This window comes from Lentzea tibetensis, assembly GCF_007845675.1.
Lineage (GTDB): Bacteria > Actinomycetota > Actinomycetes > Mycobacteriales > Pseudonocardiaceae > Lentzea > Lentzea tibetensis.
On the sequence record NZ_VOBR01000014.1, the window covers coordinates 113,597 to 139,232 of the forward strand.

Sequence of the window (25,636 nt, forward strand, 5' to 3'; positions counted from 1 at the left end):
CTCGGAACGATCAGCGGTTCTCGATGGAGATGAAGTCCCGCTCGGTCGGGCCGACGTAGATCTGCCGCGGACGGCCGATCTTGGTCGCCGGGTCCTGGATCATCTCGCGCCAGTGCGCGATCCAGCCGGGGAGACGGCCGAGCGCGAACAGCACGGTGAAGAACTTCGTCGGGAAGCCCATCGCGCGGTAGATGAGGCCCGTGTAGAAGTCCACGTTCGGGTACAGCTTGCGCTGGATGAAGTAGTCGTCCGCGAGTGCGGTCTCCTCCAGCTGCTTGGCGATGTCGAGCAGCTGGTCGTCAGCGCCGAGCTTGCCGAGGATCTCGTCGGCGGTCTTCTTGATGATCGCGGCGCGCGGGTCGTAGTTCTTGTAGACCCGGTGGCCGAAGCCCATCAGCCGGACGCCGTCCTCCTTGTTCTTGACCTTGTTGACGAACGACTTCACGTCGCCGCCGTCGTTCTTGATCTTCTCGAGCATCTCCAGCACCGCGCTGTTCGCACCGCCGTGCAGCGGGCCGAACAGGGCGTTGATGCCCGCGGAGATCGAGGCGAACAGGTTCGCCTCGGACGAGCCGACCAGGCGCACGGTCGACGTGGAGCAGTTCTGCTCGTGGTCGGCGTGCAGGATGAACAGCAGGTCGAGCGCGCGTACCAGGTCCGGGTCGAGGTCGTAGGCCTCGGCGGGGAAGCCGAAGGTCATCCGGAGGAAGTTCTCGACCAGACCCAGCGAGTTGTCCGGGTAGAGGAACGGCTGGCCGACCGACTTCTTGTACGCGTAGGCCGCGATGGTCGGCAGCTTCGCCAGCAGGCGGATCGTGGAGATCTCGACCTGGTTGGCGTCGAACGGGCTCAGGCTGTCCTGGTAGAAGGTCGACAGCGCGGACACCGCGGAGGACAGCACCGGCATGGGGTGCGCGTCACGCGGGAAGCCGTCGAAGAAGCGCTTGAGGTCCTCGTGCAGGAGCGTGTGCCTGCTGATCTTCTGCGAGAAGTCCTCGAGCTGGGCCGTGGTCGGCAGCTCGCCGTAGATCAGCAGGTAGCTGACCTCGATGAAGTTCGAACGCTGCGCCAGCTGCTCGATCGGGTAGCCGCGATAACGCAGAATTCCCGCGTCACCGTCGATGTAGGTGATCTGGGAGGAGCAGGAGGCGGTGTTGACGAAACCGGAGTCGAGTGTGACGAGTCCGGTGGTGGCCAGCAGTTTCCCGAGATCGACACCGGCCGAGCCCTCGCTCGCCGGCACCACCTTCATCTCGAGCTCTCCGCCATCGTGGCGCAGCGCGACGGTACGGGTGTCGTTCGGCGCAGTCGTCGCGTCGGGCATTCAAGTCCCTCTCAACGCTCGGACGGGGTGGCTGGTCAGCTTGGTCAGCCGGTCGTCTTGTGGACCACCCCGTTGGGATCCAGTCAGTTCTCGCACGTTAGTCGGCGGCACCAGAACCAAGTGAATGGCTGGTAGCTAGCGTGCTACCCCACGGTAGTCCGTTCGTCGCGCTAATCCAGCTCACCGGACGGTGAGTTCGCTCGCAAAGGGTGGTTCGGCCCCGGCGCGAGAACACGTGATCGCGGCGGCCGCGGCGGCGAATGTGAGAGCTTCTGACCATTCATCAGTTGTGAGTGCACGTACTTTTTCCACGGCCAGTGCGTCGTGTTCGTGCAGCCAGGCGAGCAGAGCGCCCTGGACCGTGTCCCCCGCACCGATCGTGTCGACCACGTCGACCTTCGTCGGCGGCACCTCGACGAGGTCGTTCCCGGCGAGCACGGCCAGCCCGTCGCCCCCCTTCGTGAGCACGACGGCGACCGGTCCCTGCTTCAGCCAGCCCCGTGCGATCTCGATCACATCACCGCCGTCGGCCAGCCATTTGGCGTCTTCGACGGACACCTTCAGCAGCCCGACGTCCGGCAGCCACGACCGGAACCGCGCCCGGTAGGCGTCCGGGTCCCGGATGAGCGCGGCCCGGATGTTGGGGTCGAGCACGGTCAGCACCCGGCCGCTCTCCCTGCGCAGGACCTGCTCGTACGTCGTCGCGCCCGGCTCGAGCACCAGCGAGAGGGTGCCGAGGGAAACCGCTTTCGCGCCCTCCGGCAGCGGGCCGGGATCGGTGACCAGCCGGTCCGCGGTGCCGTCGGTGTAGAAGGAGTAGCGGGCCGAACCGTCCTCGGCCAGCCCCACGACGGCCAGCGTCGTCGGCTCCGGTCCACGTTGGACCAGGTCCGTCCGCGCGCCCGACGCGTGCAGCCTGGCGATGAGCGCCTCACCGAAGAGGTCGGTGGACACGCGGGACAGGAAGCTCGCGGGCGCCCCGAGCCGCGCGGCGGCCACCGCGACGTTGTACGGACCACCGCCGAGGCGCGGCGCCAGGTCGGCGAGCTCGCCGTCGGTCACCGGCACCAGGTCGACCAGTGCCTCACCAGCCACCACGATCACTTGGGACTCCCATCTCTCTGGAGCCCATCCAACAACAGTTCACCGAGCGCGGTGAACGCCTCGGCGTCCGAAACGCCCGCCCGTTTGGTGAGGACACCCGTCTGGATGCCCTCGATGAGCAGGCCGGCCATCTCGGCGAACAGCGTGGCGTGCACCTCGCGGAACACGCCCTCGCGCACGCCGTCCTGGATGAACGTGCGGATGCGCTCGGCGGCCGCGCGGGCGTTGCGCTCGTAGGTGGCGCGGGTCGGTGGGAACGCGCCGACGTCCTCGATGAACTTCTCGGAGGCCTTGCGCAGCTCCTGCGACGCGCCCGCGAGGTAGCTGCCGACGCGTTTGCGCACGTCGGTCATGGGTGCGATCTGCTGCTCGATGCGCCGGGCGGCGCCGCGGAAGTACAGCCCGACGATCTTGACGGCCAGCTGCTCCTTGCTGCCGGCGAGCGCGTAGAGCGTCGACTTGGAGCAGCGCAGGCGCGCGGCCAGGTCGTCCAGCGTGAAGTGGGCGAAGCCCTCCGCGAGGAACAGCGCCTCGAGCCTGGTCAGCAGCTCGGCCTGCCGCGTCGTGAGACCCCTCGTCATACCTGAGGAGCCTGCCACATCTAGTAGAAACAGTACTCTGGTACGTCCTACAGTACTGCTGAGAGTACTCAACGGAGGTCGAGGATGCCCGCCGAGCGGCTGCTGCCCACAACTGAAGCGGAAGACCTGATCGAGCTGGTCAGGGAGATCGCACGCGACGAGCTGGCGCCCCGTGCCGCCGCGGCCGAGGAGCACGCGCAGTTCCCGCGTGAGATGTTCCGGCTGCTCGGCAAGAGCGGTCTGCTCGGTCTGCCGTACGCCGAGGAGTTCGGCGGTGGTGAGCAGCCCTACGAGGTGTACCTGCAGGCGCTCGAGGAGATCGGCTCGGCGTGGATGTCGGTCGCCGTCGGCCTCTCCGTGCACGTCATGTCCTGCTACGGGCTGGCGACGTTCGGCACGCGGCAGCAGCAGGAGCAGTGGCTGCCCGAGATGCTCGAGGGCGAGCTGCTCGGCGGGTACGCGCTGTCCGAGCTGCACGCCGGCTCCGACGCGGCCGCGCTGTCGACCCGTGCCACGCGCGACGGCGACGAGTACGTGGTGTCCGGCCAGAAGGCGTGGATCACGCACGGCGGCGTCGCCGACTTCTACACGCTCATGGCGCGCACGTCGCCGGACGGCGGCAAGGGCATCAGCTGCTTCCTCGCGCCCGGCGTCGCGGACGGTCTGTCGGCCGCGACTCCCGAGCGCAAGATGGGGCTGACCGGCTCGGTGACCACCCAGCTGACGTTCGACCGGGTGCGGTTCTCAGCGGACCGCCTGATCGGCGCCGAGGGTGACGGCCTCAAGATCGCACTGTCCGCTTTGGACTCTGGCAGGCTCGGCATCGCCGCGTGCGCCGTCGGGCTGGCGCAGGCCGCGCTCGACGAGGCCGTGGCGTACGCCAAGACCCGCAGCCAGTTCGGCAAGCCGATCATGGAGTTCCAGGGCCTGGAGTTCCTGCTGGCCGACATGGCGGCGGCCGTCGACTCGGCGCGCGCGACGTACATCGCGGCGGCCCGGCTGCGCGACCGCGGCAGGCCGTTCCAGCGCGCGGCGTCGGTGGCGAAGCTCGTCGCGACCGACGCGGCGATGCGGGTGACGACGGATGCGGTGCAGGTGCTCGGCGGCGCCGGCTACACGCGTGACTTCCCGGTCGAGCGCTACATGCGCGAGGCGAAGGTGCTGCAGATCTTCGAGGGCACCAACCAGATTCAGCGACTGGTGATCGGCCGGTCGCTGAGGAAGTAGCACTGAGGAAGTGAGACCAGGGGGTGGGCAGGGCCCCGCGAGGCGCCTGACAGCACGACGTCGCGCCCGTGGGACGACCCGCCCACCCCGATATAAAGATCAGGACTCGCGGTAGTAGGGGTCGGCGACGACGCCCTCACCGAGCTCCTCGGAGAACGTGTAGACCTCGCGGCCCTGCACGAACACCCGCAGCGCGCGGCTCATCACGTCGAGCGGGTCGCCGGACCAGATGACGACGTCCGCGTCGAGACCGGGCTTGAGCGCGCCGACCCGGTCGTCCAGGCCCATGATCCGGGCCGGGTTGATCGTGATCGACCGCAGCGCGACGTCGCTGTCCAAGCCCTCCTTGACGGCGAGCGTCGCCTGGTGGACCAGGAAGTGGATGGGCACGACCGGGTGGTCCGTGGTGATCGCCAGCTCGATGCCCGCCCGCGCGAGGATGCCGGGGTTGCGCAGCGAGCGGTGGCGCAGCTCCACTTTGGACCGCGTGGTGAACAGCGGCCCGATGATCACCGGGATCTGCTTCTCCGCCACGACGTCCGCGATCAGGTGCGCCTCGGTGCCGTGGTTGAGGATCAGCTTGTAGCCGAACTCCTCGGACAGGCGGATGGCCGTCGCGATGTCGTCGGCGCGGTGGGCGTGCTGGCACCACGGCAGCTCGCCGTCGAGCACGCGCACCAGCACCTCGCACGTCTCGTCGCGGTCGAACGGCTTGCCGTCGGACTGCGCCTCGGCCCGCTTCGCCTTGTAGTCCTGCGCCTTGATCAGCGCGTCCCTGATGACCGCGGTGACGCCCTGCCTGGTCGACGGGACCTTCTTCTGGTCGCCGTAGACGCGCTTGGGGTTCTCGCCGAGCGCGGACTTCACCGAGACGGGCTCGCGCATCAGCATCTCGTCGACCGTGCGGCCCCAGCACTTCACGGCCACGGTCTGGCCGCCGATCGGGTTGCCGGAGCCCGGCTTGATCACCGCGGTGGTGACGCCACCGGACAACGCGTCGGCGAAGCCCAGGTCAGCGGGGTTGATCGCGTCCAGCGCCCGCATCCGCGCGCCGATCGGGTCGGTCATCTCGTTGGTGTCCTGACCGGCCCAGCCCTCGGCCTCCTCGTGCACGCCGAGGTGCCCGTGCGCCTCGACGAAGCCGGGCAGCACCCACGAGCCGTCCGCGTCGACGACGGTCGCGCCGTCCGGCACCTCGACCGACCCGGCCGGTCCGACGGCGACGATCCTGCCGTCCTCGATGAGCACGGTCCCGCCGTCGATGGGCTCGCCTTCGACCGGGACGACGTATCCGCCAGTGATCGCGATTGTCATGGTTAGCTACGCTAACAAAGAATCAGCGTCTCGACAGCTTCAACCAGCCCAAAGTTGCACGTGAGAGCGCGACCATCCCGTGCTGTGAAAACACTCGTCACCCTGCTCCTGCTCGGGCTCACACCGCCCTCGCCTGCCGCGCCCCAGCTGACCCAGCCGATCTACTCGTACGCGGACGCGATCCGCGAGACGGTGTACGTCGAGTCGACGATCGACGGCGACGGAGACGGCCGGCTCGACCGGATCGTCGCGGACGTCATCCGGCCGAGAACGACCAAGAAGATCCCGGTGCTCATGGGCGCGTCGCCGTACCACGCGCCGTGGAGCAACATGACCGCGTTCAACGAGGACCAGGTCGTGCCGCACGACTCGGGCCACAAGGACCTGGTCGACGACGGGCACCCTGACCTGTTCCCGTACTTCTACGACAACTACTTCGTGCCGCGCGGCTACGCCGTCGTCGCGGTGGACATGGCGGGCACGCGGTTCTCCGAGGGCTGCCCGGACCTCGGCGGCCCGAACGAGGTGCTCGGCACCAAGGCGGTCATCGACTGGCTGGGCGGCAGGGCGAAGGCGTTCGACCGCGACGGCAGGCGGGTCACGCCGGACTGGACGACCGGCAACGTCGGCATGTACGGCACGTCGTGGGACGGCACCCTGCCCCAGTACGTCGCCACGACGGACGTGCCGAACCTGAAGACGATCGTGCCGAACGGGGCGATCTCCAGCTGGTACGACTACACGCGCGTGGACGGGATCAAGCGCAGCCCCGACCACGCGGACTGGCTCGCGGACCTCGTGATGAGCACGCAGTCGCGGCCGAAGTGCGCCGAGGAGCACGCCGAGCTCGTGCGGCGGGCCGAGCAGAACGCCGACTACAACTCGTTCTGGGCAGAGCGGAACATCACCGATGACGCGCACAAGGTCAAGGCCGCGGTGTTCGCGATCCACGGCCTCAACGACACCAACGTGACCACGCGCCACTTCAGCCGCTGGTGGCAGAACCTGAAGGCGCCGCGCAAGCTCTGGCTGTCGCAGAGCGGGCACGCCAACCCGCACTACTTCGCGCCCGACCGCTACGTCGCGACCGTGCACCGCTGGTTCGACCACTGGCTGCGGGGCATCGACACCGGCATCATGCGCGAGCCCGCCGTCGACGTGGAGCGCTCGCCCCAGATCTGGGAGTCCAGCCGGACCTGGCCCGTGCCCGGCACCCAGCGAACGATCGCGCTGGGCGGGCAGGTGTTCACCGACGACCCGGAGCTGACCCGCGACCAGCTCGTCGGGCCGGAGGGCGAGGGTCACCGGCTGCTGCACGTGACCGAGCCGCTGACCTCCGACTCGAGGATGAGCGGCACCCCGAAGATCACGCTGCGGGTATCCGCGAACGTGCCCAACACACCGCTGAACGCGTTCCTCGTCGACCTCGGTGAGGACACCCGCGTCGTCGACGACGGATGGGGCCTGCAGGTGGTCGCCGGGCCCGAGCGGTGCTTCGGCGAGGGGCTCGGCGCGGACACCGGTTGCTACCGGAACTACGAGTACGCGACGAAGACGGCCCCGTACCGGATCGTCACCCGCGGCACGCTGGACGCGGCGCACCGCTACACGCTGAGCCGCGCCTTCCCGCTCACGCCGGGCGTGCCGGAGACGTTCCGCTGGGAGCTCCAGCCGAACGACTACGTCTTCAAGGCGGGACACCGCATCGGCGTGGTGATCGCGGCGAACAACGCGGCGGGCCCCTCGTGGCCCTACCGGCCTGCCCAGCCGTCCGGCGAGATCACCGTGAGGAGCGGATCGATCAGCCTGCCCATCGCACGGCGCTAGGGCTCGCAAAAGCACTACTAGGCCAGCCAGATGATGAGCGCCGCGAGCAGCACCCAGTGACACGCCCCGGCGATCGCGAGCCGTGCGGTCCGGCTATGAGTGAACAACCACGAGAAGCCCCAGCTGGCGGGGGCGAACAGCAGCAGCACGAGGAAGTAGCTGAGCGGCAACGGCCACACCTCCTCGCGCCACGGGTGATCCGGCGCCGCCGTCCAGAAGTAGACGGAGAAGAAGCTCACCAGGAACACGCAGAGGTGCACCGCGTACCTCGGCACGACCAGGCAGGCCGCCATCGGCAGAGCGGCGAGCGCCCAGCCCGACAGGGCCAGCGGAAGGGAGTAGCACCCGCTCGGCGTGCAGTACAGCGCGTCGAGCAGGCGGTCGACGGGCTCGAAGACGAACCCACCGACCAGCACACCGGCGAAGCCGAAAGCGACCGCCAGCCACACGACGCCCCTGGGAGGATCCTCAAGCGACCCCTCGCCGGCGGCTTCCACCTCCACCGGAGGGCGGTGGGTCGCTTCGGCTCGCACCGGCCGAACTGCGCGTCGTCGGCGGGGTTTCCGCGAAATCCCGCCCAACAGCGCACCCACGAACACAAGACCCAGCAGCAACCAGAAGCCGCGCCGTCTGGCGCCCGAGTCGTCCACGATCACCAGACGCGCGGCGACCCCGCTTTTGTGCACTCGCCGGGCACCGCACTACAGCGGACGGATGCCCCACCGGCCGCCCCAGGACTCACCCGGTGCCAGGTGAATGAGGCCGGTGCCCGAGTTCAGCGCGTCCGGCGGGCACGTCATCGGCTCGATCGCGCACGCGCGGCCCCGGTCCGGATACCCGTCGGGGGTGTAGACCTGGACCCAGCGGAAGTCCGGGTCGGCCCACACCTCGACGCCGGAAGCGGGGCCGCGCAGCACGTGGTGGATCAGCCCGTCAGAATCCGGTTCGCAGCCGCCGAAGGGGGTGTCGAGGTGCACGGTCCGCAACGGCCTGCCCGCGCGGAAGTCGAACTCGGTGCCCTCGACGCTCCGCGCGGGGCCGGTCGGCACCATGCGTTGCGGGTCGAGGTCGAGCACGGTCGTGGCGGCCAGGGTCAGCTCGCAGTCGTCGGTCTGCGCGTTGCCGGCCCTCGGGTACGGGTGCGTGCCGACGCCGAACGGGGTCGGCCCGTCACCGACGTTGTTGACGCCGTGCGTGACGGTCAAGCCGTGCTCGTCGAGCGCGTAGCTGACCGTGGTGTGCAGTGCGATGGGCCAGCCCGGCTGCGGCTCGATCGTCGTCTCCAGCACCACCAGCGACCCGGTGTGCTCGACGACGTCCCACGGCCTGCGCCGGACGAGGCCGTGGATCGCGTTGCCGCGCGCGGGTTCCGTGACGTCGAGGTGCTGGACGGTTCCGTTGAGCGACCACGTGGCGCCCGCGGTGCGGTTGGGCCACGGCACCAGGACGGAGCCCGCGCCCATCGGGGGTTTCTCGTCGGGGCCGAACGACTCGACGTACGGCACGCCGTCGGACTCGAACGACCTGAGCCCCGCGCCGACCAGCGTGATCACGGCGCTGGAGCCGCCGTATGAGATCCCCAACATGTTGCAGAAGAGTACGGGTCCGAGGAGGAGATTCGCGCCCATGAAGACTCACCACCTGAACTGCGGCACCTTCCGGCCGCTGCTCGGCGGCGGCGAGCTGGTGTGCCACACGCTGCTCGTCGAGACCGAGCAGGGCCTCGTGCTCGTCGACACCGGGTTCGGCACGCACGACGTGCGCGAGCCGGCGCAAACGATGGACCGGCTGTTCCGGACCGCGATGAGACCCGCGCTCGACCTGGCGGAGACCGCCGCGCACCAGGTCGAGCGGCTCGGCTACCAGCGTTCCGACGTCCGGCACATCGTGCTCACGCACCTGGATCTCGACCACGCGGGCGGGCTGCGGGACTTCCCGGACGCCACCGTGCACGTGCTGGAAGAGGAGTTGGCCGCGGCGATGAACCCCGTCACCCGCGGCGACCGCGGCCGCTACCCGGCGATCCAGCGGTCAGGCGTCGAGAACTGGGCGACGCACACCGCGAGCGGCGAGCCGTGGTTCGGTTTCGAGGCCGTGAGGTCCATCCCCGGCCTGCCGGAGGACATCCTGCTGGTGCCGCTCGTCGGGCACACTCGCGGCCACACCGGTGTCGCGGTGCGCGGTGACGACAAGTGGCTGCTGCACGCGGGTGACGCGTACTTCTTCCGCGGCGAGGTGCAGCGACCGCCGTCGTGTCCTTGGCTGCTGAAGACGTTCCAGCGCGCCGTCGAGACCGTTCCCGAGCTGCGACTGTCCAATCAGGACAGGTTGCGGGAGCTGGTGGCAGAACACGCCGACGAGGTCGACGTGTTCTGCGCCCACGATCCGGTCGAGCTCACTTCGAGAGCTTCTCCGGGTGGATCTCGACCCGCCCGTGCGTGACGCGGTTGATCCCCCACAGCACGAGGCCGGCGGCCAGCAGGTAACCGGCGATCTTGTAGTCGTCCCACGGACGGCCGGACAGCACCGGCATCGCGAGGTACGCACAGGTGATCGCACCGAGCACCGGCGCCCACGTCGGCGCGCGGAAGTGCTTGTGCTCGGCCTTCTCCTTGCGCAGCACCAGAACCGCGACGTTGACGATGGTGAAGACGATCAGCAGCAGCAGTGACGTGGTGCCACCGAGCTTCGCGATGTCCGCGGTGGACACCAGGATGACCGCGATGCCGCTGGTGAAGACGATGGAGATCCACGGCGTGCGGCGGAACGGGTGCACCGTCCCGAAGAATCTCGGGATGATGCGCTCGTTCGCCATGCCGTAGATCAACCGGCTGGCCATCAGCATGTTGATCAGCGCGGAGTTGATGACCGCGAACAGGCCGATCAGGGAGAACACCCACAGCGGGAAGCTGGGCGCGCCGACCTGCACGACCCGCAGCAGCGCGCTGCTACCGGCCTTGGCGAGCTCGTCGGACGGGATGAGCAGCGACGAGGTGATCGCGACCGCCACGTAGATCAGCGCGGCGGCGCCCATGCCCCACAGCATGGCCTTCGGGAAGATCCGCACCGGGTCCTGGCACTCCTCGGCCATGTTGACCGAGTCCTCGAACCCGACCATGGCGAAGAACGCGAGCGCGGTGGCGGACGTGACCGCGAGCAGCGCGGTCTGGCCGGGCGCGGTGTGGATCTCGGTGAGCCTGCCGGGATCGCCGTCGCCGACGGCGATGGCGTAGATGCCGATCGCGATGACGATCAGCAGGCCCGACAGCTCGATGCAGGTGAGCACGACGTTGGCCTTGACCGACTCGGACACACCCCGGAAGTTGATGCCGGCGAGCGCGATGATGAAGAGGATCGCGACGAGCGTCGCCGAGACGGTGAACGTGTCGGAGAAGAACTCCTTGATCACCGACTGCAGGTACGTGCGTCCGAACGCGAGCGCCGCCGACGACGCGGACGTGATGCCGGAGCTCATGACCGCGAAGGCGACCATGAACGTCAAGAACTGGATCTTGAACGCCCTGTTGGTGTACAACGCGGCGCCCGCGGCCTTGGGGTACTTGCCCACCAGCTCGAGGTAGCTGAAGGCAGTGAGGAAAGCGACGACGAACGCGAGCAGGAAGGGCAGCCAGAGCGCCCCACCGATCTTCCCCGCGACGTTGCCCGTGAGCGCGTAGATGCCCGTTCCGAGGATGTCGCCGATCACGAAGAACAGCAGCAGCTTCGGGCCGATGGCCCGCTTGAGCTCCGGTTGTTCCGTCGACGGAGTCGCTTCAGCCATGCCAGAAGATTGTGCCCCACATGCCAGACGACCAGCGGAAGTGATCGTGATCGTCACCCGTATGGTGTAAGACATGCGCCTCGCGTGTCTCCTGATGGCAACAACGCTGCTCACGGCATGTGCCGAGGACACGCCACCCCCTGCGTTGGGCACGGCCGGCGAGCTGGCCACGACCCTGACCCAGGCGGCACGCGCGAAGGGCGGCTACAGCTTCTCCCTCACGTCCCGCAGCGGCCCGGCGTCCGGCACCGTGCGCCTGACCGACCGCCCGTCGCTGGACGTGACCCTGGACCGCGTCGTGCGGACCGGCGGGCAACCCGAGCGCCTGCGCTTCGTCTCCACGGACCAGACCTACGTGCTCCTGCCCCCGGTGTTCGACCTGCCGCAGGCGAAGCCGTGGGTCAAGCTCGACCGGGCTCAAACCGACGAGTTCACCGCGGGCATGCTGGCCTACTTCGACGCGGCGGCGCAGCAGGCGTTGTTCACCGAGCACCACCTGAAGGCCGTGGCACAGGGCAAGCTGACGTCGACGGTCGAGCGCGACGGCAAGACCACCTACGCGGTGACCGTCGAGGTCACGACGTTCACCATCACCGTCGAGGGCGGCCTGCCCACCAGGATCGTGGTGTCGACGCCCTCCGAAACGGGCCCGATCGTGGACGAGGCGTCGTTCAGCTGGGGCGCCGTGGCCGACATCAGCGCCCCGAGCCCGGACTCGATCAGCCCGCGGAGCTGAACCGGTACCGCCAGATCGCGGGCAACAACAACGTCGCCCCGACGGCGGCCACCACGACCAGCACCCCACCACCGGCGACCGCACCGGACGTACCGATCATCGCGCCCGTGGTGCCGTGCAGGAGATCCGCGATCCGCGGCCCACCGGCCACCACGACGATGAACACGCCCTGCATGCGTCCGCGCATCTCGTCGGTGGCAGCCGACTGCAGAATCGCACCCCGGAACGCCATGGACACCATGTCCGCGGCACCGGCGAGCGCGAGGAACACCGCGGCCAGCCACAGCGCGTGACTGAGCCCGAACCCGACGATCGCGATCCCCCACGCGACCACGGCCCACACGACCGCCGCACCGTGCCGCGACACCTTGGAGATCCACCCGGACGTCAGCCCGCACACCACCGCGCCGATGGGAATGGCCGCGAACAACACCCCCAGCGCCAACCCGCCACCGGGCGGGTCACCGAACGTCTCCTGCGCCATCTCGGGGAACAACGCACGCGGCATCCCGAACACCATCGCGACGATGTCGAGCACGAACGAGGCCAGCAGCACCTTCTGCAACGCCAGGTACCTGAAACCGTCCAGCACGTCCCGGATACCGGCCCTCCGCGACTGCCCGCTCAGGGGAGGCATGGGCGGCAACTTCCACACCGCCCAGATCGTGAGGACCAACGCCACCGCGTCCACGAGGTACAAGGTGGACAGTCCGACGACCGGCATGAACGCACCCGCGAGCAACGGCCCGAGCACCGCCCCGAACTGCATGACCGTGGACCCGAGCGCCCCAGCCGAAGGCAACAGCTCAGCAGGCACCAGCCGCGCGATCGACGCACTGCGCGCAGGCGAGTTCAACGCGAAGAACACCTGCTGCAACCCCAGCAACGCGATGACCAGCCACACCGACCCGACGTTCAACGCAGCCTGCACCCACAACAACACCGAGGCGACCGCAATACCGGTGTTCGTGGCGATGAGGAGCTTGCGCCGGTCACGCGTATCCGCGATCGCGCCACCCCACACCCCGAAGACGAGCAACGGCACCAACGCCACACCCGCCGCGACCCCGACCCAGGCCGACGACCCGGTGAGGTCGAAGACCTGCTTGGGCACGGCAACGGCGGTCAGCTGACTGCCGATCGCGGTGACGATCGTGGTGAGCCACAACCTCCGGTACGCGGGGATGCGCAGCGGACGCGTGTCGATCACGAACAACGAGCGCGCGCGAACCCCCGGAGCAGCCACGTTGGTTAGCTTACGACAACTAACAACGGGTTTACCTGGTTGTGCCGGAGACCACGACCAGCCGCTCAGGCGGGTTGCCGGTGTGCCCCGCCCCGCGCTCCGCAGGCGCGTCGACACACGGCCCGCAGGTCAGAAACGGGCCACTCACGCACATGCCCATCGGGCCGCCCGGTCGCGCCCGCGCTCACGCGGGCGTCCCCCGGACACGAGAAACCCCCGAATCGATGCTCGCAGCCGGCACCGACAATCCCGGCCGCGCCGACACGTCAGCCGCGAAACCGGGGTACGGAAGGCCGCACTTTCTGCGGGGCGGCGGAGACCCCCGCGAGCGGAGCGAGGCCAGCACGCCCAGCGGCCCACCACGAACCCGGCAGACCCCAAGGCCGCCCACACACCAACCGGTCAACACGGCGAGCACCAGCCGAGCCGAGCCGAGCCGAGCCGAGCCGAGCCGAAAAGCGTGGCGGACACGGCACGCGGCCGTGCTCACGCAGGCGTCCCCGCACGTGAGAACCCCCCGATCCATGCTCTCAGCCAGCACCGACAACTCTGCGCCCGCAGAAACGGAAGAGGGCAAAGCGAGAACCGGCAGGTGCATGGCGGGCACAACGGCCAAGGCAGGTGCCGAGCGAGCACCAGCCGAACCGGCAAGCACCAAGGGAGCACCAGCCGAACCGGCAAGCACCAAGGGAGCACCCACCCAACCGGCAGGCGCCAAGGGAGCCCCAGCGAACCGGCAGATACCAAAAGAAAGAGCGCCCGCCGCGCTAGCAACCCCCGCACTGCCGAACGGGCGCGGCCCCCGAGCACAAACCGGCGGCCAAATAAACAGAACAAACTTTCCCGGAGGGCAGGGGGTGGGGAGGGTCTCGCTGATCAGGCGCAGCCTTGCCACATCGAAAATGCCCTGTCAAGGCAGCTTTTCCGCCTTGACAGGGCATTTTCGATGTGGCGACCTCTGGTGATCAGCGAGACCCTCCCCACCCACCACCGCAACCCAAAGCTCTAGGGAGCAACACGCTCCAACTGCCACCCATCCCGCCCAAGCCGGAACCGCAACCGGTCATGCATCCGATCCCGCCGCCCCTGCCAGAACTCGACCTCCTCGGGCCGAATCCGCCACCCACCCCAGTGGGGAGGAACAGGAATCTGCTCGGTATCGGCGAACTGCCGCTCAATCTTGTGCAACGCGGATTCCAAAGTGGACCGCCCACCGACGACGCGCGACTGGGGAGAAGCCCAAGCCCCCATCTGCGACCCACGAGGCCGAGAAGCCCAGTAGGCAGCAGTCTCGACGGGCCCGACCTTCTCGACGGTGCCACGCACATGGGCCTGCCGCTGCATCGCGAACCACGGGAAGGTGGCGGACGCGTACCGGGTGGCCATCAGGTCGTGGGACTTGTTGGACGTGTAGTTGGTGAAGAACACGAGCCCGCGGTCGTCGAGCCCCTTGGCGAGCACGGTGCGCGACGACGGACGCCCCTTGGTGTCCGTGGTGGCGAGCACCATCGCGTTGGGCTCCGGGAGACCAGCACCGGCAGCCTGGTCCAGCCACAGCTGGAGCTGCTCGTGCCACGTGGCGGCGAGCTCGGACTCTCCGAGCGAGCCCTGCTCGTACGACACGCGCATCGCCGGCAGCGCGATGTTCGTGGTCTCCGTCATCGGTTACCTCCAGCGCGGGAACTTGTGGTCCTCGGACCAGCGACCGTACGGGTTAACGACCGATCACGGAACCGCCTGCGCGGTGATGACGAACACCCCTATTCGTAACTGTCCGTGCGGTTGCCGTTCTTTATCGAGCACGTGATCGAGTCAGATGACCACGGGCAGTGAGTCGAATCCGCGCATGGCCAACACCTTCCGGCGGACCGGCTCCCCGGCAAGGGTGAGGTTCGGGAACCTGGTGAACAACTGCGCGAACAACACGTCGGCCTGCAGCCGCGCGAGCGCGGCGCCGAGGCAGAAGTGCGTGCCGCCGCCGAGGCTCAGCGGACGTGCGTCTTGACGACGCAGATCGAACGACGCGGGGTCCGGGAAGCGGGCCGGATCGCGGTTCGCCGCACCCAGGAAGCCTGTGACGGCTACGCCTTCGGGCACGTCCACGTCCCCTATTCGAGTGGCTCTGCCGGTCACCCGCAGCACCATCTGGGCGGCCGAGTCCCAGCGCAGCGCCTCGTCGAACACCGCGGTCGCCAACTCAGGCAGCAAGCGTGCCTGATCAGGAAAAGTCACCAACGCGCGCGTGGCGTTGCCGACGAGGCCGGTCGTGGTCTCGAAGCCGGCGCCGAACACGAGTGCGAGCAGGTCGATCGCCTCGTCGTCCTCGGCGTCGGAGGCGGCCAGCACCGAGACGAGGTCGTCGGCGGGCGTGCCGCGCCGGAACGTCAGCAGGTCCTGGAAGTAGGCGCGCACCTGCACGGTCGCGTCGTCGGCGCGCTTGAGGGTGTCGCCGTCGATCACCGGGTCGAAGAGCTTCGACATGTCGTCGATCAGCCAGCGGAACTGGGGCTGGTCGGGCCGCGGCACACCGACCAGGTCGCCGATCACGGACACCGGCAGCGGGAACGACACGGTGTCCTGCAGATCCACCACCGCGCCACCGGCGCCGAGGTCGGCCAGCCTGCCGAGCACGCGGTCGACGTTCTCCTCGACGGTCGGGCGCTGCGCCTCGATGCGGCGCGTGGTGAAGCCCCTGCTGAGCAGCCGCCGCAACCTGCTGTGGTCCGGCGGGTTCTGGTACAGCAGCGAAGTGTGCATGAACCGCGTCGACGGGTGGTCGCGCCAGCCCGGCTTGTTCTCGTCGGCCCACGCGCCGTCCGGCGTGCGGAACTCGGGGCCGGTCAGCACCTGTTCGACGTCCGCGTAGCGGGTGAGGAAGTAGGCGCCGAGGTTGGCGTTGAAGTAGACCGGCTGCCGTTCGCGCAGCTCGTCGTACACCGGGTACGGGTCGGCGATGCCGGCTTCCGCGGTCCACAACGACAGGAGGGTCGCTTCTAGTTCGTCAGAGTGCACATCAGGGACAACGCATCAAACGCCGATTGAGGTCGGAGAGATGCCGAGTGGCGGTGACCACGTCGTCCGCCAGCACCGTCGCCAGCGACCCGCCGCGTGGGAGCGGGACCAGCGAATACCAGTCGCCGCTGACGACCGCCGGATTCCCGTTGTCCAGCACCAAATGAGACCCCATCACCCGTTTGCCCGCGAGTCCGGCCGGACTCCGGTCGACACCGGGGTCACCGATCACGACCCGCTGGTGCAGCAACGGTTTCCCGTCTCGACTGGCGCGCACCGTGCTCGCCAGGTGACCCGCCTGCTCGCCGGAACGCCCGAGCACCAGCACTTCCCGCGCGTGCAGCACGGCCGTGGCGGCCAGCGACACCGAGAGCACGGCCTCGTGACGCGCACGGGAGGTGACGACGGTCGGCTCCGGCAGGTAGACGATCTCCGCGTCGTCCTCGGCCTCGACGTCCACCGTCATGCGGCTGCCGTCGTCGCGCGGGCCGGGCAACGCCACCGTCGCGGCGACACCGCGCAGGTCCAGCCGCGCTCCCCTGCCGACCCGCACGGTCAGCGTCAGCTCGTCCCCGCCGAGCGGCGCGGTGACCGAGCTGACCAGGTGCACGAGCGCGGTCGGGCCCGGTTTCCGGTGCGGCACCAGGGTGAGCGGCGTCATCGACCGCAGGTCGCGCACGACGCTGTTGCCGTGCGCGTCCCGCGTGACGGTGACCAACGCGGCAGCCTTCACAGCTGGTCCAGCACCCACTTGGCGACGTCGGGCGCGTTCGGCGTCTCGACCAGCGACTGGGTGATCACCGGCAGCTCGCCGCGCATGCGGTGCGCGTCGGACGTCATCACGTCCATGTCCGCCCCGACGTACGGCGCCAGGTCGGTCTTGTTGATCACCAGCAGGTCCGCGGTCGTCACGCCGGGACCGCCCTTGCGCGGCACCTTGTCGCCGCCCGCGACGTCGACGACGAAGATCTGCCGGTCGACCAGTCCCCTGCTGAACACCGCGGTGAGGTTGTCGCCACCGCTCTCGATGATGATCAGATCGAGGTGCCCGAAGCGTTCCTCCAGCCGTTCCACGGCATCGAGGTTCGCGGTGATGTCGTCGCGGATCGCGGTGTGCGGGCAGCAGCCCGTCTGCACGGCCTCGACGCGCGCCGAGTCGAGCACGCCCGCCTTGCGCAGGAAGTCCGCGTCCTCGGTGGTGTAGATGTCGTTGGTGACGACGGCGAGCTCCAGCTGCTCGCCGAGCGCGCGGCACAGCGCGGCGGTCAGCGCGGTCTTGCCGCTGCCGACAGGTCCGCCGATGCCGATGCGGAACGTCGGTCCGTGGTGGTGATCGTGCTGGTCGGGACCGTGATCAGCTCCCAAAGAGACGCACCTCTTCCTGGTGGTGGCGGTCGTGCGCCTCGGCCAGCAGGTCGAGTGCGGGTGAACCGATGGCCGGTAGTTCCTTCGTCGCCTGCTCCGCGACCTGACGCAGGTCCGGCGCCAGCCGCGCGACGATCGCGTTGACACCGAAGGGATCCAGGCCGAGCAGGCGCACCGCCGCGCTCGCCGGTCCGCTCACGGCGAGATAGGCGCACGTCAGCGCGGCCTCGTACGGGTCTTCGACGAGCACGCCGACGACGATCGGGTGGTGCGGGTTGCGAGGCAGCTCGTCGAGCCGCGCAGAGGGCCACGCGCGCCGTGCCGCCCTGAGCATGCCGCGTCCCTGCGCTCGCGAAGCCGCCCGTTGCGCCGGTGACGGCGTGCGCGCGTCGAGCTCCGCGTCCAGCTCGTCCAGGTCCCCGCGCGCGGCGGCGAACCCCGCCGCGAGCAGTCCGGCGGTGTGCAAACGCCCGTACAGGAAGGATTCCAGCGACTTCTCGTCCGTGACGAGCCTGCGCGCGGCCGCCTCCTCCAACCCTCCCGAGTGGACGTGACCACCGCCGGGGAAGCGGGAGTCGGCGAGGATGAGCGCGGTGATCATCAGAACAGGAAGTAGCGCTGCGCCATGGGCAGCTCGGTGGCGGGCTGCGGCTCGATCAGCTCGCCGTCGACGTGCACGGCGAAGCTGTCCGGGTCCACGCGCACGCGCGGCATGGCGTCGTTGAGGATCATGTCCGCCTTGCCGACGCCGCGGGTGTTCTTCACCGGCAGCACGCGCCGCGCGAACCGGTCCGCGATGCCGTCCTCGATCGCCTGCTCCGACACGAAGTGCACGCTGCTCTGCGCACCGGCGGACGCACCGAACATGGGCCGCGCGAACACCGGCTGCGGCGTCGGGATGGACGCGTTCGCGTCACCCATCGCGGCCCACGCGATGAACCCGCCCTTCAGCACGACGGACGGCCGCACGCCGAAGAACTTGGGCTCCCACAGCACGAGGTCCGCGAGCTTGCCCGGCTCGACCGAGCCGACCTCGTCGTCGATGCCGTGCGCGATGGCCGGGTTGATCGTGTACTTCGCGACGTAACGCCGGGCGCGCAGGTTGTCCTCGCCGCGCCGCTTCAGCATCACGTGCGCGGTCTGCCACGTCCGGATGATCACCTCACCGACCCGGCCCATGGCCTGCGAGTCGGAGCTGATCATCGAGATGGCGCCGAGGTCGTGCAGCACGTCCTCGGCCGCGATCGTGCTCGGCCGGATGCGGCTCTCCGCGAACGCCAGGTCCTCGGGCACCGAGGGGTTGAGGTGGTGGCAGACCATCAGCATGTCGAGGTGCTCGTCGAGCGTGTTGACGGTGTGCGGCCGGGTCGGGTTCGTCGACGACGGCAGGACGTTCGGCTCGGAGACGATCTGGATGATGTCGGGCGCGTGCCCGCCGCCGGCGCCTTCCGAGTGGTAGGCGTTGATGGACCGACCGGCGATGGCGTCCACTGTGGACTCCAGGAAGCCCGCCTCGTTCAGCGTGTCGGTGTGGATCGCGACCTGCACGCCGGACTCGTCGGCGATCCGCAGGCACGCGTCGATCGCGGCGGGCGTGGTGCCCCAGTCCTCGTGCAGCTTGAACCCGCCCGCGCCGCCGACGAGCTGCTCGCGCAACGCCTCGTCGCGAACCGTGTTCCCCTTGCCCAGCAGCAGGACGTTGACGGGCAGGTGGTCCATCGCGGTCAGCATGCGGCCCAGGTTCCACGCGCCGGGCGTCACCGTCGTGGCCTTCGTGCCCTCCGCGGGCCCGGTGCCGCCGCCGATCAACGTGGTGAGCCCGGACGCCAGCGCCTCGTCCACGATCTGCGGACAGATGAAGTGCACGTGGCAGTCGATGCCACCGGCGGTCAGGATCTTCCCGTTGCCGGACAGGATCTCCGTCGACGGGCCGATCACGATGTCGACGCCGTCCATGGTGTCCGGGTTGCCCGCCTTGCCGATCTTCTCGATGCGGCCGTCGCGGACGGCGACGTCGGCCTTGACGACGCCCCAGTGGTCGAGGATCACCGCGCCGGTGATCACCAGGTCCGGGGCGCCCTCGGCACGGGTCGCCATGCCCTGCCCCATGGACTCGCGGATGACCTTGCCGCCACCGAAGATGACCTCGTCGCCGGAACCACCGGCGCGGCAGCGGTCTTCGGTGACCTCGAGGTAGATGTCCGTGTCCGCCAACCGGATCCGGTCACCGGTCGTCGGGCCGAGGAGCTCGGCGTAGCGCTCGCGATCGATCGTCATCGTTGCAGTCCAGGAACTCGGCGCAGCCCGGCGAGTGGAACGAGGACGACCTCGCGTTCGACACCCGGTTCGAACCGGGTCGCGGTGCCCGCCGGGATGTCGAGCCGGTAGCCCCGCGCGGCCTCGCGGTCGAACTCCAGCCCGGTGTTGACCGCCGCGAAGTGGAAGTGCGACCCGACCTGCACCGGCCGGTCCGCGGTGTTGACGACGACGAGCGTGCGGCGCTCCCGGCCGGGGTTCAGCTCGACCGGCTCGCTGCCGACGACCACCTCACCCGGTGCGGGCGCACCGCTCGGCGCGATCGGCCCGTGCACGGTGACGAGCTTCGTGCCGTCCGGGAACGTGGCCTCGACCTGGACGGACTCGATCATCTCCGGCACACCGGGCAGCACCTGCTCCGGCGCGAGGACCGCGCGTCCGCTCTGCATCAGCTCGCTCACCGTGCGCCCGTCCCGCGCGCCTTCGAGCACGTGGTCGGTGATCAGCGCGACGGCCTCCGGGTAGTTCAGCAGCACACCGCGTTCGAGCCTGCGGCGAGCCACGTCCGCTGCGACGTGCACGAGGAGCTTGTCCTGCTCGTGCGGAGTCAGGTGCATGCGACATGGTCTATCACGCGGAAGCGCTCTACCGCAGAGTGGAAACAAGCCCGAAACGATTGTGTCAGCGTCTCAACAGGCGTTGAGTTGGGTCATGACTCAGCTTGCCGCCGAGGGTCTGGAGGGCGTGGTCGCCTTCCGCACCGAGATCGCCGAACCGGACCGCGACGGTGGCGCGCTGCGCTACCGCGGGGTCGACATCGAGGACCTGGTCGGACGCGTGTCGTTCGGCAACGTCTGGGCACTGCTCGTCGACGGCCGCTTCGGCCCCGGCCTGCCGCCGGCCGAGCCGTTCCCGATCCCGGTGCACACCGGCGACGTCCGGGTGGACGTGCAGGCCGCGCTGGCGATGGTCGCGCCGATCTGGGGCTACGAGCCGCTGCTCGACATCTCGCTTCCCGAGGCCCGCGCCCAGCTCGCCCGCGCGTCGGTGATGGCCCTGTCGTACGCGGCGCAGTCGGCGCGCGGCATCGGACGGCCCGCCGTGCCGCAGCGGCGCATCGACGAGTGCACGACCGTCACCGAGCGCTTCCTGACCCGGTGGCGCGGCGACCCGGATCCGTTGCACGTCAGGGCCTTGGACGCCTACTGGGTGTCCGCGGCCGAGCACGGCCTCAACGCGTCCACGTTCACCGCGCGCGTGATCGCCTCCACCGGCGCCGACGTCGCCGCCGCGCTGTCCGGCGCGATCGGTGCCATGTCCGGGCCGCTGCACGGCGGTGCGCCCGCACGCGTGCTGCCGATGATCGAGGCGGCGGAACGCGGTGATCCTTCGGCTGTGGTGCGCGGGATTCTCGATCGGGGCGACCGGCTGATGGGCTTCGGGCACCGGGTCTACCGGGCCGAGGACCCGCGGGCTCGGGTGCTGCGCCGCACGTGCCTCGAACTCGGCGCGCCGCGCTACGAGGTGGCGGCGGCCCTGGAGCAGGCCGCGTTGGCCGAGCTGCGGACCCGGCGGCCCGACCGGGCCATCGAGACCAATGTGGAGTTCTGGGCCGCGGTCATCCTCGACTTCGCCCAGGTGCCGCCGCACATGATGCCCGCGATGTTCACCTGCGCCCGGACGGCCGGGTGGTCGGCGCACGTGCTGGAGCAGAAGCGGACCGGGCGGCTGGTGCGTCCGTCCGCCGCCTACATCGGGCCTGGGCCCCGGCAGCCGGAGGACGTGGAGGGGTGGTCCGAGATCGCGTGACCGCCGCTCAGGACGGTCACGCGACCGATCACCCTAGTTGGTCCAGTACCAGTACTGGTCGTTGTAGGCGGACGTGCACGGGAACCCGAACACGTTTCCGTCGGCGTGCGCCGCGACGCACCATCCCGGGTGGAACACGTTCTCGATCATTCCGGCGATGCCGTTGTAATTCCGCCAGAACTGGTCGTCATACCTCGGCACGCAGGGATGCGTGAAAACCCTGCCGCCAGGATGCATGGTGAGACACGCGCCGCTGTGCCCGTTCTGAATCTGACCGTTCGGGAACCACTGCCAGTACTGGTCCGCGTACTGGCCGGTGCACCCGCCGAACAGGAACACGTCCGGATGATGGTTCGCGAGACACAGGCCGGACGAAAGGCCGACATTGCGCAGCACGCGAAAGGCCTGCGCACTGACGTCTCCCGTGTTCGGCGCCTTCGCCAGTGACGACGGATCCACGGCCGCGGAAGCAGGCGCAGCCGTGAACACCATCATCACGACCGCGAGCAATCCTAGAAGGAACGTACCCAGCTTTCTATTAGCCATAACTCAGACAGCCTTTCCCCAAAAAGGCGCACGAGAAACCAGAAGCCCCCAAATAGCCCCCAGCTACGAGAACCGTACTCGCCTGGAGTGAGGCCGGGCAAAGATGCAATCGGCGCAATTCCCGTTGCACCCCTCTGTCCACCGATCGGTTGACAGCCGGAGTCAGTCGCGCGGTCGTCCCGCCGGACCCCCTCTCCGGACCAGCATTGAGGACATGAACGCGATCCGAGTGAGGGGCCTGATGAAGGCCTACGAGAACCACCAGGCGGTGGACGGAGTCGACCTCGACGTCGCACGCGGTGAGGTCTTCGCGGTCCTCGGCCCGAACGGGGCGGGCAAGACCACGACCGTCGAGATCCTCGAGGGGCACCGAGTGCGCGACGGCGGCGAGGTGCACGTGCTGGGGCAGGACCCCGGCAAGGCGCCGCGGACGTGGCGGTCGCGCATCGGGGTGGTCCTGCAGACCGCGAACGACGCGGCGGAGCTGACCGTCGCCGAGTCGGTGCGGCACTACGCCAAGTACTACGCCGACCCGCGCGACCCGGACGAGGTCGTGGACCTGGTCGGGCTGACCGACAAGGCGAAGGCGCGGGTGCGGACGCTGTCCGGCGGGCAGCGGCGCAGGCTGGACGTGGCGCTCGGCATCATCGGACGGCCCGAGCTGGTGTTCCTCGACGAGCCGACCACCGGCTTCGACCCGGAGGCGCGCAGGCAGTTCTGGGCGCTCATCCGCGAGCTCGCCGACGAGGGCACCACGATCCTGCTCACCACGCACTACCTGGACGAGGCCGAGGCGCTCGCGGACCGGGTCGCCGTGCTGGCCAAGGGAAAGATCGTCGCGGAGGGGACGCCGCAGACGCTGGGCGGCCGGGCGCACGCCGACGCGCGGATCCGGTGGGCCGACCCCAACGGACCGCGCGAGCTGTTCACGTCCGAGCCCACCAAGGTCGTCGCCGAACTCGCACGACACGGCGAGCTGGCCGGACTCACCGTCACCCGACCGAGCCTCGAAGACGTGTACCTGGAGCTGATCGCATGACCACCGTCGCCGCACTGCCCGGAGTTCTGAGCCTCGGCCTCGCGAGGGGTGGGACCGAGCTCAGGGAGTTCTTCCGGCAGAAGGAGAACGTGGTGTTCACGTTCTCGCTGCCCGCCGTGATCATGCTGCTGCTGGGCTCGGTGTACGTCACCGAGCCGATCCACGGCCAGATGTTCGCGGCCAGCATGATCGGCGCCGGCATCATCTCGACGAGCTTCGTCGGGCTGGGCATCAGCGTCGCCGCGGACCGCGAGGACGGCACGCTGAAGCGGTTGCGCACCACGCCGATGCCGCTCGCGTCGTACTTCATCGGCAAGGCGATCATGGTGCTGGTGGCGAGCCTCGCCGAGGTCGCGCTGCTGCTGGGCGTCGCGATCCTGCGGTTCGACGTCGAGGTGCCGACGGACCCGGCCAAGTGGCTGACGTTCACGTGGGTGTTCCTGCTCGGCGTGGTCTCGTGCTCGCTGCTCGGCATGGTCGTCAGCTCGATCGCGCGGTCCACCCGCAGCGCGCCCGCCGTGCTGAACCTGCCGTACATCATCCTGCAGTTCATCTCGGGTGTGTTCATCACGATCAGCGCACTGCCCGGCTCGCTGCAGACCGCAGGTGCGATCTTCCCGCTCAGGTGGGTGTGCCAGGGTTTCCGATCGGTGTTCGCTTTCAGTGACGAGTACGCGCTCCAGGAGGTGGCCGGGTCATGGGAACTGGGGAAGGCTGCGCTGATCCTCGGGGTCTGGAGCGTCGTCGGGCTGGTGCTGGTGACGCGGACGTTCCGGTGGCACAACGAGCGCCGCTGACGACCTGGTACGTGCTGTTCGCGATGACGTACCTCGCGACCTCCACGATCGTCGTGTTCGACAGCGAGACCCCGGTCGCCGGCCGCATGACGGCGACCGGGTTCCTCGCGCTCAACGCGGTGTGGTTCCTCGTCTACGGCCGCAGGCTCGTCGAGCGGCACCCGGACGACTGGCGCGGGTTCATCTACGCGGCCGGGTCGCTCGCCACGTTCGCCAGTGCGGTGTGGTTCAGCGGCTCGGCCACGTTCGCGCTGTTCGGGCTGGTGCCGCAGCTGTACATGGTGCTGCCGCTGTCGTGGGCGTTCTGGCCGATGGCGCTGTTCGTGCTGACGCCGTCGATCCTCACGCTGATCAGCGGGCAGTCACCCGCTCTGCAGCTGGCGCTCGCGGTGCTGATCATCGTGTTCTCGCACGCGTTCGGCTGGGCCATCACCAGGATCGCCGAGCAGAACGAGCAGCGCGGCGCGTTGCTGGACCAGATCGAGTCGCTCACCCTCGAGGCCGAGCGGGCCCGGATGTCGGCGGAGATCCACGACACGCTGGCGCAGGGCTTCACGTCGATCATCACGCTGCTGCAGGCCCAGCAGCCGAACGTCGAGCTGGCGCTGCGGACGGCGCGGGAGAACCTCCGCGAGGCGCGGGCGCTCGTCGCGGCGACCGCACCGTCCCCTTTGGACGGCAGCTCGCTCGAGGACGCGGTGCGGCGCCTGGTGTCCGCGAGCGAGGTCGAGTCGTCGTTCCGCGTGATAGGCGATCCGGCCGCGCTGCCGACCTCGGTGGAGGTGGTGTTGCTGCGGACCGCGCAGGAGGCGTTGCACAACGTGCGCAAGCACTCCGGCGCGAAGACGGTCGCCGTGGTGCTGCGGTTCGACCCGGCCGGGGTGTCGCTCGAGGTGCGCGACGACGGCCGCGGGTTCGGTGACGCACCCGAGGGCTTCGGGCTGCGCGGGATGCGCGCACGGCTGGAGCAGGTGGGTGGCAGGCTGACGCTCGGCGGCGCTCCGGGGGCGTCGGTGCTGGTGGAGGTGCCGTTGTGATCAGGATTCTGCTGGTGGACGACCACCCGGTCGTGCGGCAGGGGCTGCGCGGCATGCTCGTCGCCGACGACCTGGAGGTGGTCGGCGAGGCGAGCTCCGGCGAGGAGGCCGTCGCGCAGGCGGCCGCGCTCACCCCGGACGTCGTGCTGATGGACCTGCGCATGCCCGGCATGGACGGGGTCGCGGCGACCGCGAAGATCGTCCCGACCGGACGGCGGGTGCTCGTGCTCACGACGTACGACACCGACTCGGACATCCTGCGCGCGGTCGAGGCGGGTGCTTCTGGCTACCTGCTGAAGGACTCGACGCCCGCGGAGCTGATCAACGCCATCCGCGCCACCGCGCGCGGCGAGACGGTGCTGGCGCCGTCGATGGTGACGAAGCTGGTCGGCCAGGTCCGCACGCCGCCGCTGTCCGCACGGGAGGTCGAGGTGCTGAAGTGCGTGGCCCGCGGCCTGTCGAACGTCGAGATCGGACGGACCCTGTTCATCAGCGAGGCCACGGTCAAGACGCACCTGCTGCGGGCGTTCAACAAACTGGGCGTGTCCGACCGGACCGCCGCCGTGACGACCGCGATGGATCGCGGGCTGTTGTAGGGAATTTCGCCGCTGCTCCACGGCTACCGTGACGTGAGC

The 25,636-nt window shown here is 69.3% G+C and carries 25 protein-coding genes; 9 read left to right on the forward strand and 16 right to left on the reverse strand.

Annotated features, from left to right (window positions below; translation table 11 throughout):
• Positions 1–10: 10 nt before the first annotated feature.
• The 3 genes from FKR81_RS22495 to FKR81_RS22505 form a co-directional block, all read right to left on the reverse strand.
• The gene (locus FKR81_RS22495; protein WP_146354100.1) at positions 11–1,324 is read right to left on the reverse strand and encodes a citrate synthase; all 1,314 of its coding nucleotides are present in this window, start codon (positions 1,322–1,324) and stop codon (positions 11–13) included.
• 180 nt (positions 1,325–1,504) lie between these two features.
• Complete coding sequence (locus FKR81_RS22500; RefSeq protein WP_146354101.1) at positions 1,505–2,428, reverse strand: carbohydrate kinase family protein; 924 nt, start codon at positions 2,426–2,428, stop codon at positions 1,505–1,507.
• Complete coding sequence (locus FKR81_RS22505; RefSeq protein ID WP_146354102.1) at positions 2,425–3,009, reverse strand: TetR/AcrR family transcriptional regulator; 585 nt, start codon at positions 3,007–3,009, stop codon at positions 2,425–2,427. Before FKR81_RS22505 ends, FKR81_RS22500 begins: the two co-directional genes overlap by 4 nt.
• 84 nt (positions 3,010–3,093) lie before the next feature.
• Here FKR81_RS22505 and FKR81_RS22510 point away from each other — a divergent pair, with 84 nt between their 5' ends.
• Entirely contained in the window at positions 3,094–4,236 is a 1,143-nt protein-coding gene (locus tag FKR81_RS22510) for an acyl-CoA dehydrogenase family protein (RefSeq protein ID WP_146354103.1), read from the forward strand.
• Between the two features lie 99 nt (positions 4,237–4,335).
• Here the strand turns inward: FKR81_RS22510 and FKR81_RS22515 are convergent, their stop codons facing one another.
• Positions 4,336–5,550, reverse strand: a complete 1,215-nt coding sequence (locus tag FKR81_RS22515; protein ID WP_146354104.1) for an amidohydrolase — start codon at positions 5,548–5,550, stop codon at positions 4,336–4,338.
• An 84-nt stretch (positions 5,551–5,634) separates the two neighbouring features.
• Here FKR81_RS22515 and FKR81_RS22520 point away from each other — a divergent pair, with 84 nt between their 5' ends.
• Positions 5,635–7,377 (forward strand): CocE/NonD family hydrolase, encoded by a 1,743-nt coding sequence (locus FKR81_RS22520; protein ID WP_186763111.1) that lies wholly within the window; start codon positions 5,635–5,637, stop codon positions 7,375–7,377.
• A gap of 17 nt (positions 7,378–7,394) precedes the next feature.
• Here the strand turns inward: FKR81_RS22520 and FKR81_RS22525 are convergent, their stop codons facing one another.
• On the reverse strand, positions 7,395–7,880 hold the full coding sequence (locus FKR81_RS22525; protein WP_146354106.1) for a hypothetical protein: 486 nt from the start codon (positions 7,878–7,880) through the stop codon (positions 7,395–7,397).
• Between the two features lie 198 nt (positions 7,881–8,078).
• Positions 8,079–8,963 (reverse strand): aldose 1-epimerase family protein, encoded by an 885-nt coding sequence (locus tag FKR81_RS22530; RefSeq protein WP_146354107.1) that lies wholly within the window; start codon positions 8,961–8,963, stop codon positions 8,079–8,081.
• 40 nt (positions 8,964–9,003) lie between these two features.
• Between FKR81_RS22530 and FKR81_RS22535 the strand changes: the two genes are divergently transcribed.
• Positions 9,004–9,819, forward strand: coding sequence for an MBL fold metallo-hydrolase (locus FKR81_RS22535; protein ID WP_146354108.1), 816 nt, complete (start codon positions 9,004–9,006; stop codon positions 9,817–9,819).
• On the opposite strand, the gene FKR81_RS22540 is transcribed toward FKR81_RS22535, so the two are convergent.
• The gene (locus tag FKR81_RS22540) at positions 9,773–11,158 is read right to left on the reverse strand and encodes an APC family permease (protein ID WP_146354109.1); all 1,386 of its coding nucleotides are present in this window, start codon (positions 11,156–11,158) and stop codon (positions 9,773–9,775) included. The genes FKR81_RS22535 and FKR81_RS22540 overlap by 47 nt on opposite strands.
• Before the next feature lie 73 nt (positions 11,159–11,231).
• Here FKR81_RS22540 and FKR81_RS22545 point away from each other — a divergent pair, with 73 nt between their 5' ends.
• On the forward strand, positions 11,232–11,894 hold the full coding sequence (locus FKR81_RS22545) for a hypothetical protein (protein WP_146354110.1): 663 nt from the start codon (positions 11,232–11,234) through the stop codon (positions 11,892–11,894).
• Here FKR81_RS22545 and FKR81_RS22550 read toward each other — a convergent pair.
• The 8 genes from FKR81_RS22550 to FKR81_RS22585 all read right to left on the reverse strand — a co-directional run bounded on the left by FKR81_RS22550 (position 11,878) and on the right by FKR81_RS22585 (position 20,390).
• Complete coding sequence (locus FKR81_RS22550; RefSeq protein WP_235921703.1) at positions 11,878–13,140, reverse strand: MFS transporter; 1,263 nt, start codon at positions 13,138–13,140, stop codon at positions 11,878–11,880. The genes FKR81_RS22545 and FKR81_RS22550 overlap by 17 nt on opposite strands.
• 1,005 nt (positions 13,141–14,145) lie before the next feature.
• Complete coding sequence (gene pdxH, locus FKR81_RS22555) at positions 14,146–14,802, reverse strand: pyridoxamine 5'-phosphate oxidase (protein ID WP_146354111.1); 657 nt, start codon at positions 14,800–14,802, stop codon at positions 14,146–14,148.
• A gap of 150 nt (positions 14,803–14,952) precedes the next feature.
• Positions 14,953–16,116 carry a cytochrome P450 gene (locus FKR81_RS22560; protein WP_146354112.1) on the reverse strand — a complete coding sequence of 388 codons (1,164 nt, stop codon included), beginning with the start codon at positions 16,114–16,116 and terminating at the stop codon, positions 14,953–14,955.
• Positions 16,117–16,153: 37 nt separating this feature from the next.
• Positions 16,154–16,885, reverse strand: a complete 732-nt coding sequence (locus FKR81_RS22565) for an urease accessory protein UreD (RefSeq protein ID WP_186763112.1) — start codon at positions 16,883–16,885, stop codon at positions 16,154–16,156.
• Positions 16,882–17,517, reverse strand: coding sequence for an urease accessory protein UreG (gene ureG / locus FKR81_RS22570; RefSeq protein WP_146354113.1), 636 nt, complete (start codon positions 17,515–17,517; stop codon positions 16,882–16,884). The genes FKR81_RS22565 and ureG overlap by 4 nt, the downstream gene beginning before the upstream one ends.
• Positions 17,507–18,121, reverse strand: coding sequence for an urease accessory protein UreF (locus FKR81_RS22575; protein WP_146354114.1), 615 nt, complete (start codon positions 18,119–18,121; stop codon positions 17,507–17,509). Before FKR81_RS22575 ends, ureG begins: the two co-directional genes overlap by 11 nt.
• Complete coding sequence (locus tag FKR81_RS22580) at positions 18,118–19,794, reverse strand: urease subunit alpha (protein WP_146354115.1); 1,677 nt, start codon at positions 19,792–19,794, stop codon at positions 18,118–18,120. The genes FKR81_RS22575 and FKR81_RS22580 overlap by 4 nt, the downstream gene beginning before the upstream one ends.
• Positions 19,791–20,390 carry an urease subunit gamma gene (locus FKR81_RS22585; protein WP_146354116.1) on the reverse strand — a complete coding sequence of 200 codons (600 nt, stop codon included), beginning with the start codon at positions 20,388–20,390 and terminating at the stop codon, positions 19,791–19,793. The genes FKR81_RS22580 and FKR81_RS22585 overlap by 4 nt, the downstream gene beginning before the upstream one ends.
• A gap of 94 nt (positions 20,391–20,484) precedes the next feature.
• Here FKR81_RS22585 and FKR81_RS22590 point away from each other — a divergent pair, with 94 nt between their 5' ends.
• Positions 20,485–21,582, forward strand: a complete 1,098-nt coding sequence (locus FKR81_RS22590) for a citrate synthase 2 (protein WP_146354117.1) — start codon at positions 20,485–20,487, stop codon at positions 21,580–21,582.
• Between the two features lie 33 nt (positions 21,583–21,615).
• On the opposite strand, the gene FKR81_RS22595 is transcribed toward FKR81_RS22590, so the two are convergent.
• Positions 21,616–22,092, reverse strand: a complete 477-nt coding sequence (locus tag FKR81_RS22595; RefSeq protein ID WP_186763113.1) for a ricin-type beta-trefoil lectin domain protein — start codon at positions 22,090–22,092, stop codon at positions 21,616–21,618.
• Between the two features lie 250 nt (positions 22,093–22,342).
• Here FKR81_RS22595 and FKR81_RS22600 point away from each other — a divergent pair, with 250 nt between their 5' ends.
• The 4 genes from FKR81_RS22600 to FKR81_RS22615 are packed head-to-tail and all read left to right on the forward strand — an operon-like array spanning position 22,343 to position 25,597.
• A complete protein-coding gene (locus FKR81_RS22600) occupies positions 22,343–23,167 on the forward strand; it encodes an ABC transporter ATP-binding protein (RefSeq protein WP_186763114.1) in 825 nt (274 codons plus the stop codon).
• Positions 23,164–23,964 carry an ABC transporter permease gene (locus FKR81_RS22605; protein WP_146354119.1) on the forward strand — a complete coding sequence of 267 codons (801 nt, stop codon included), beginning with the start codon at positions 23,164–23,166 and terminating at the stop codon, positions 23,962–23,964. The genes FKR81_RS22600 and FKR81_RS22605 overlap by 4 nt, the downstream gene beginning before the upstream one ends.
• Positions 23,943–25,001, forward strand: a complete 1,059-nt coding sequence (locus FKR81_RS22610) for a sensor histidine kinase (RefSeq protein WP_186763115.1) — start codon at positions 23,943–23,945, stop codon at positions 24,999–25,001. The genes FKR81_RS22605 and FKR81_RS22610 overlap by 22 nt, the downstream gene beginning before the upstream one ends.
• Positions 24,998–25,597: a response regulator gene (locus FKR81_RS22615; protein ID WP_146354121.1), complete on the forward strand. Its 600-nt coding sequence runs from the start codon at positions 24,998–25,000 to the stop codon at positions 25,595–25,597. Before FKR81_RS22610 ends, FKR81_RS22615 begins: the two co-directional genes overlap by 4 nt.
• Positions 25,598–25,636 lie beyond the last annotated feature (39 nt).

What these genes read in the sequence shown, in the direction of transcription:
- FKR81_RS22495 (WP_146354100.1), bottom strand. Translation starts at nt 1,324, where the DNA reads ATGCCCGACGCGACGACTGCGCCGAACGACACCCGTACCGTCGCGCTG.
- FKR81_RS22505 (WP_146354102.1), bottom strand. Translation starts at nt 3,009, where the DNA reads ATGACGAGGGGTCTCACGACGCGGCAGGCCGAGCTGCTGACCAGGCTC.
- FKR81_RS22510 (WP_146354103.1), top strand. Translation starts at nt 3,094, where the DNA reads ATGCCCGCCGAGCGGCTGCTGCCCACAACTGAAGCGGAAGACCTGATC.
- FKR81_RS22515 (WP_146354104.1), bottom strand. Translation starts at nt 5,550, where the DNA reads ATGACAATCGCGATCACTGGCGGATACGTCGTCCCGGTCGAAGGCGAG.
- FKR81_RS22530 (WP_146354107.1), bottom strand. Translation starts at nt 8,963, where the DNA reads ATGTTGGGGATCTCATACGGCGGCTCCAGCGCCGTGATCACGCTGGTC.
- FKR81_RS22535 (WP_146354108.1), top strand. Translation starts at nt 9,004, where the DNA reads ATGAAGACTCACCACCTGAACTGCGGCACCTTCCGGCCGCTGCTCGGC.
- FKR81_RS22540 (WP_146354109.1), bottom strand. Translation starts at nt 11,158, where the DNA reads ATGGCTGAAGCGACTCCGTCGACGGAACAACCGGAGCTCAAGCGGGCC.
- FKR81_RS22545 (WP_146354110.1), top strand. Translation starts at nt 11,232, where the DNA reads ATGCGCCTCGCGTGTCTCCTGATGGCAACAACGCTGCTCACGGCATGT.
- pdxH (WP_146354111.1), bottom strand. Translation starts at nt 14,802, where the DNA reads ATGACGGAGACCACGAACATCGCGCTGCCGGCGATGCGCGTGTCGTAC.
- FKR81_RS22580 (WP_146354115.1), bottom strand. Translation starts at nt 19,794, where the DNA reads ATGACGATCGATCGCGAGCGCTACGCCGAGCTCCTCGGCCCGACGACC.
- FKR81_RS22585 (WP_146354116.1), bottom strand. Translation starts at nt 20,390, where the DNA reads ATGCACCTGACTCCGCACGAGCAGGACAAGCTCCTCGTGCACGTCGCA.
- FKR81_RS22590 (WP_146354117.1), top strand. Translation starts at nt 20,485, where the DNA reads ATGACTCAGCTTGCCGCCGAGGGTCTGGAGGGCGTGGTCGCCTTCCGC.
- FKR81_RS22600 (WP_186763114.1), top strand. Translation starts at nt 22,343, where the DNA reads ATGAACGCGATCCGAGTGAGGGGCCTGATGAAGGCCTACGAGAACCAC.
- FKR81_RS22605 (WP_146354119.1), top strand. Translation starts at nt 23,164, where the DNA reads ATGACCACCGTCGCCGCACTGCCCGGAGTTCTGAGCCTCGGCCTCGCG.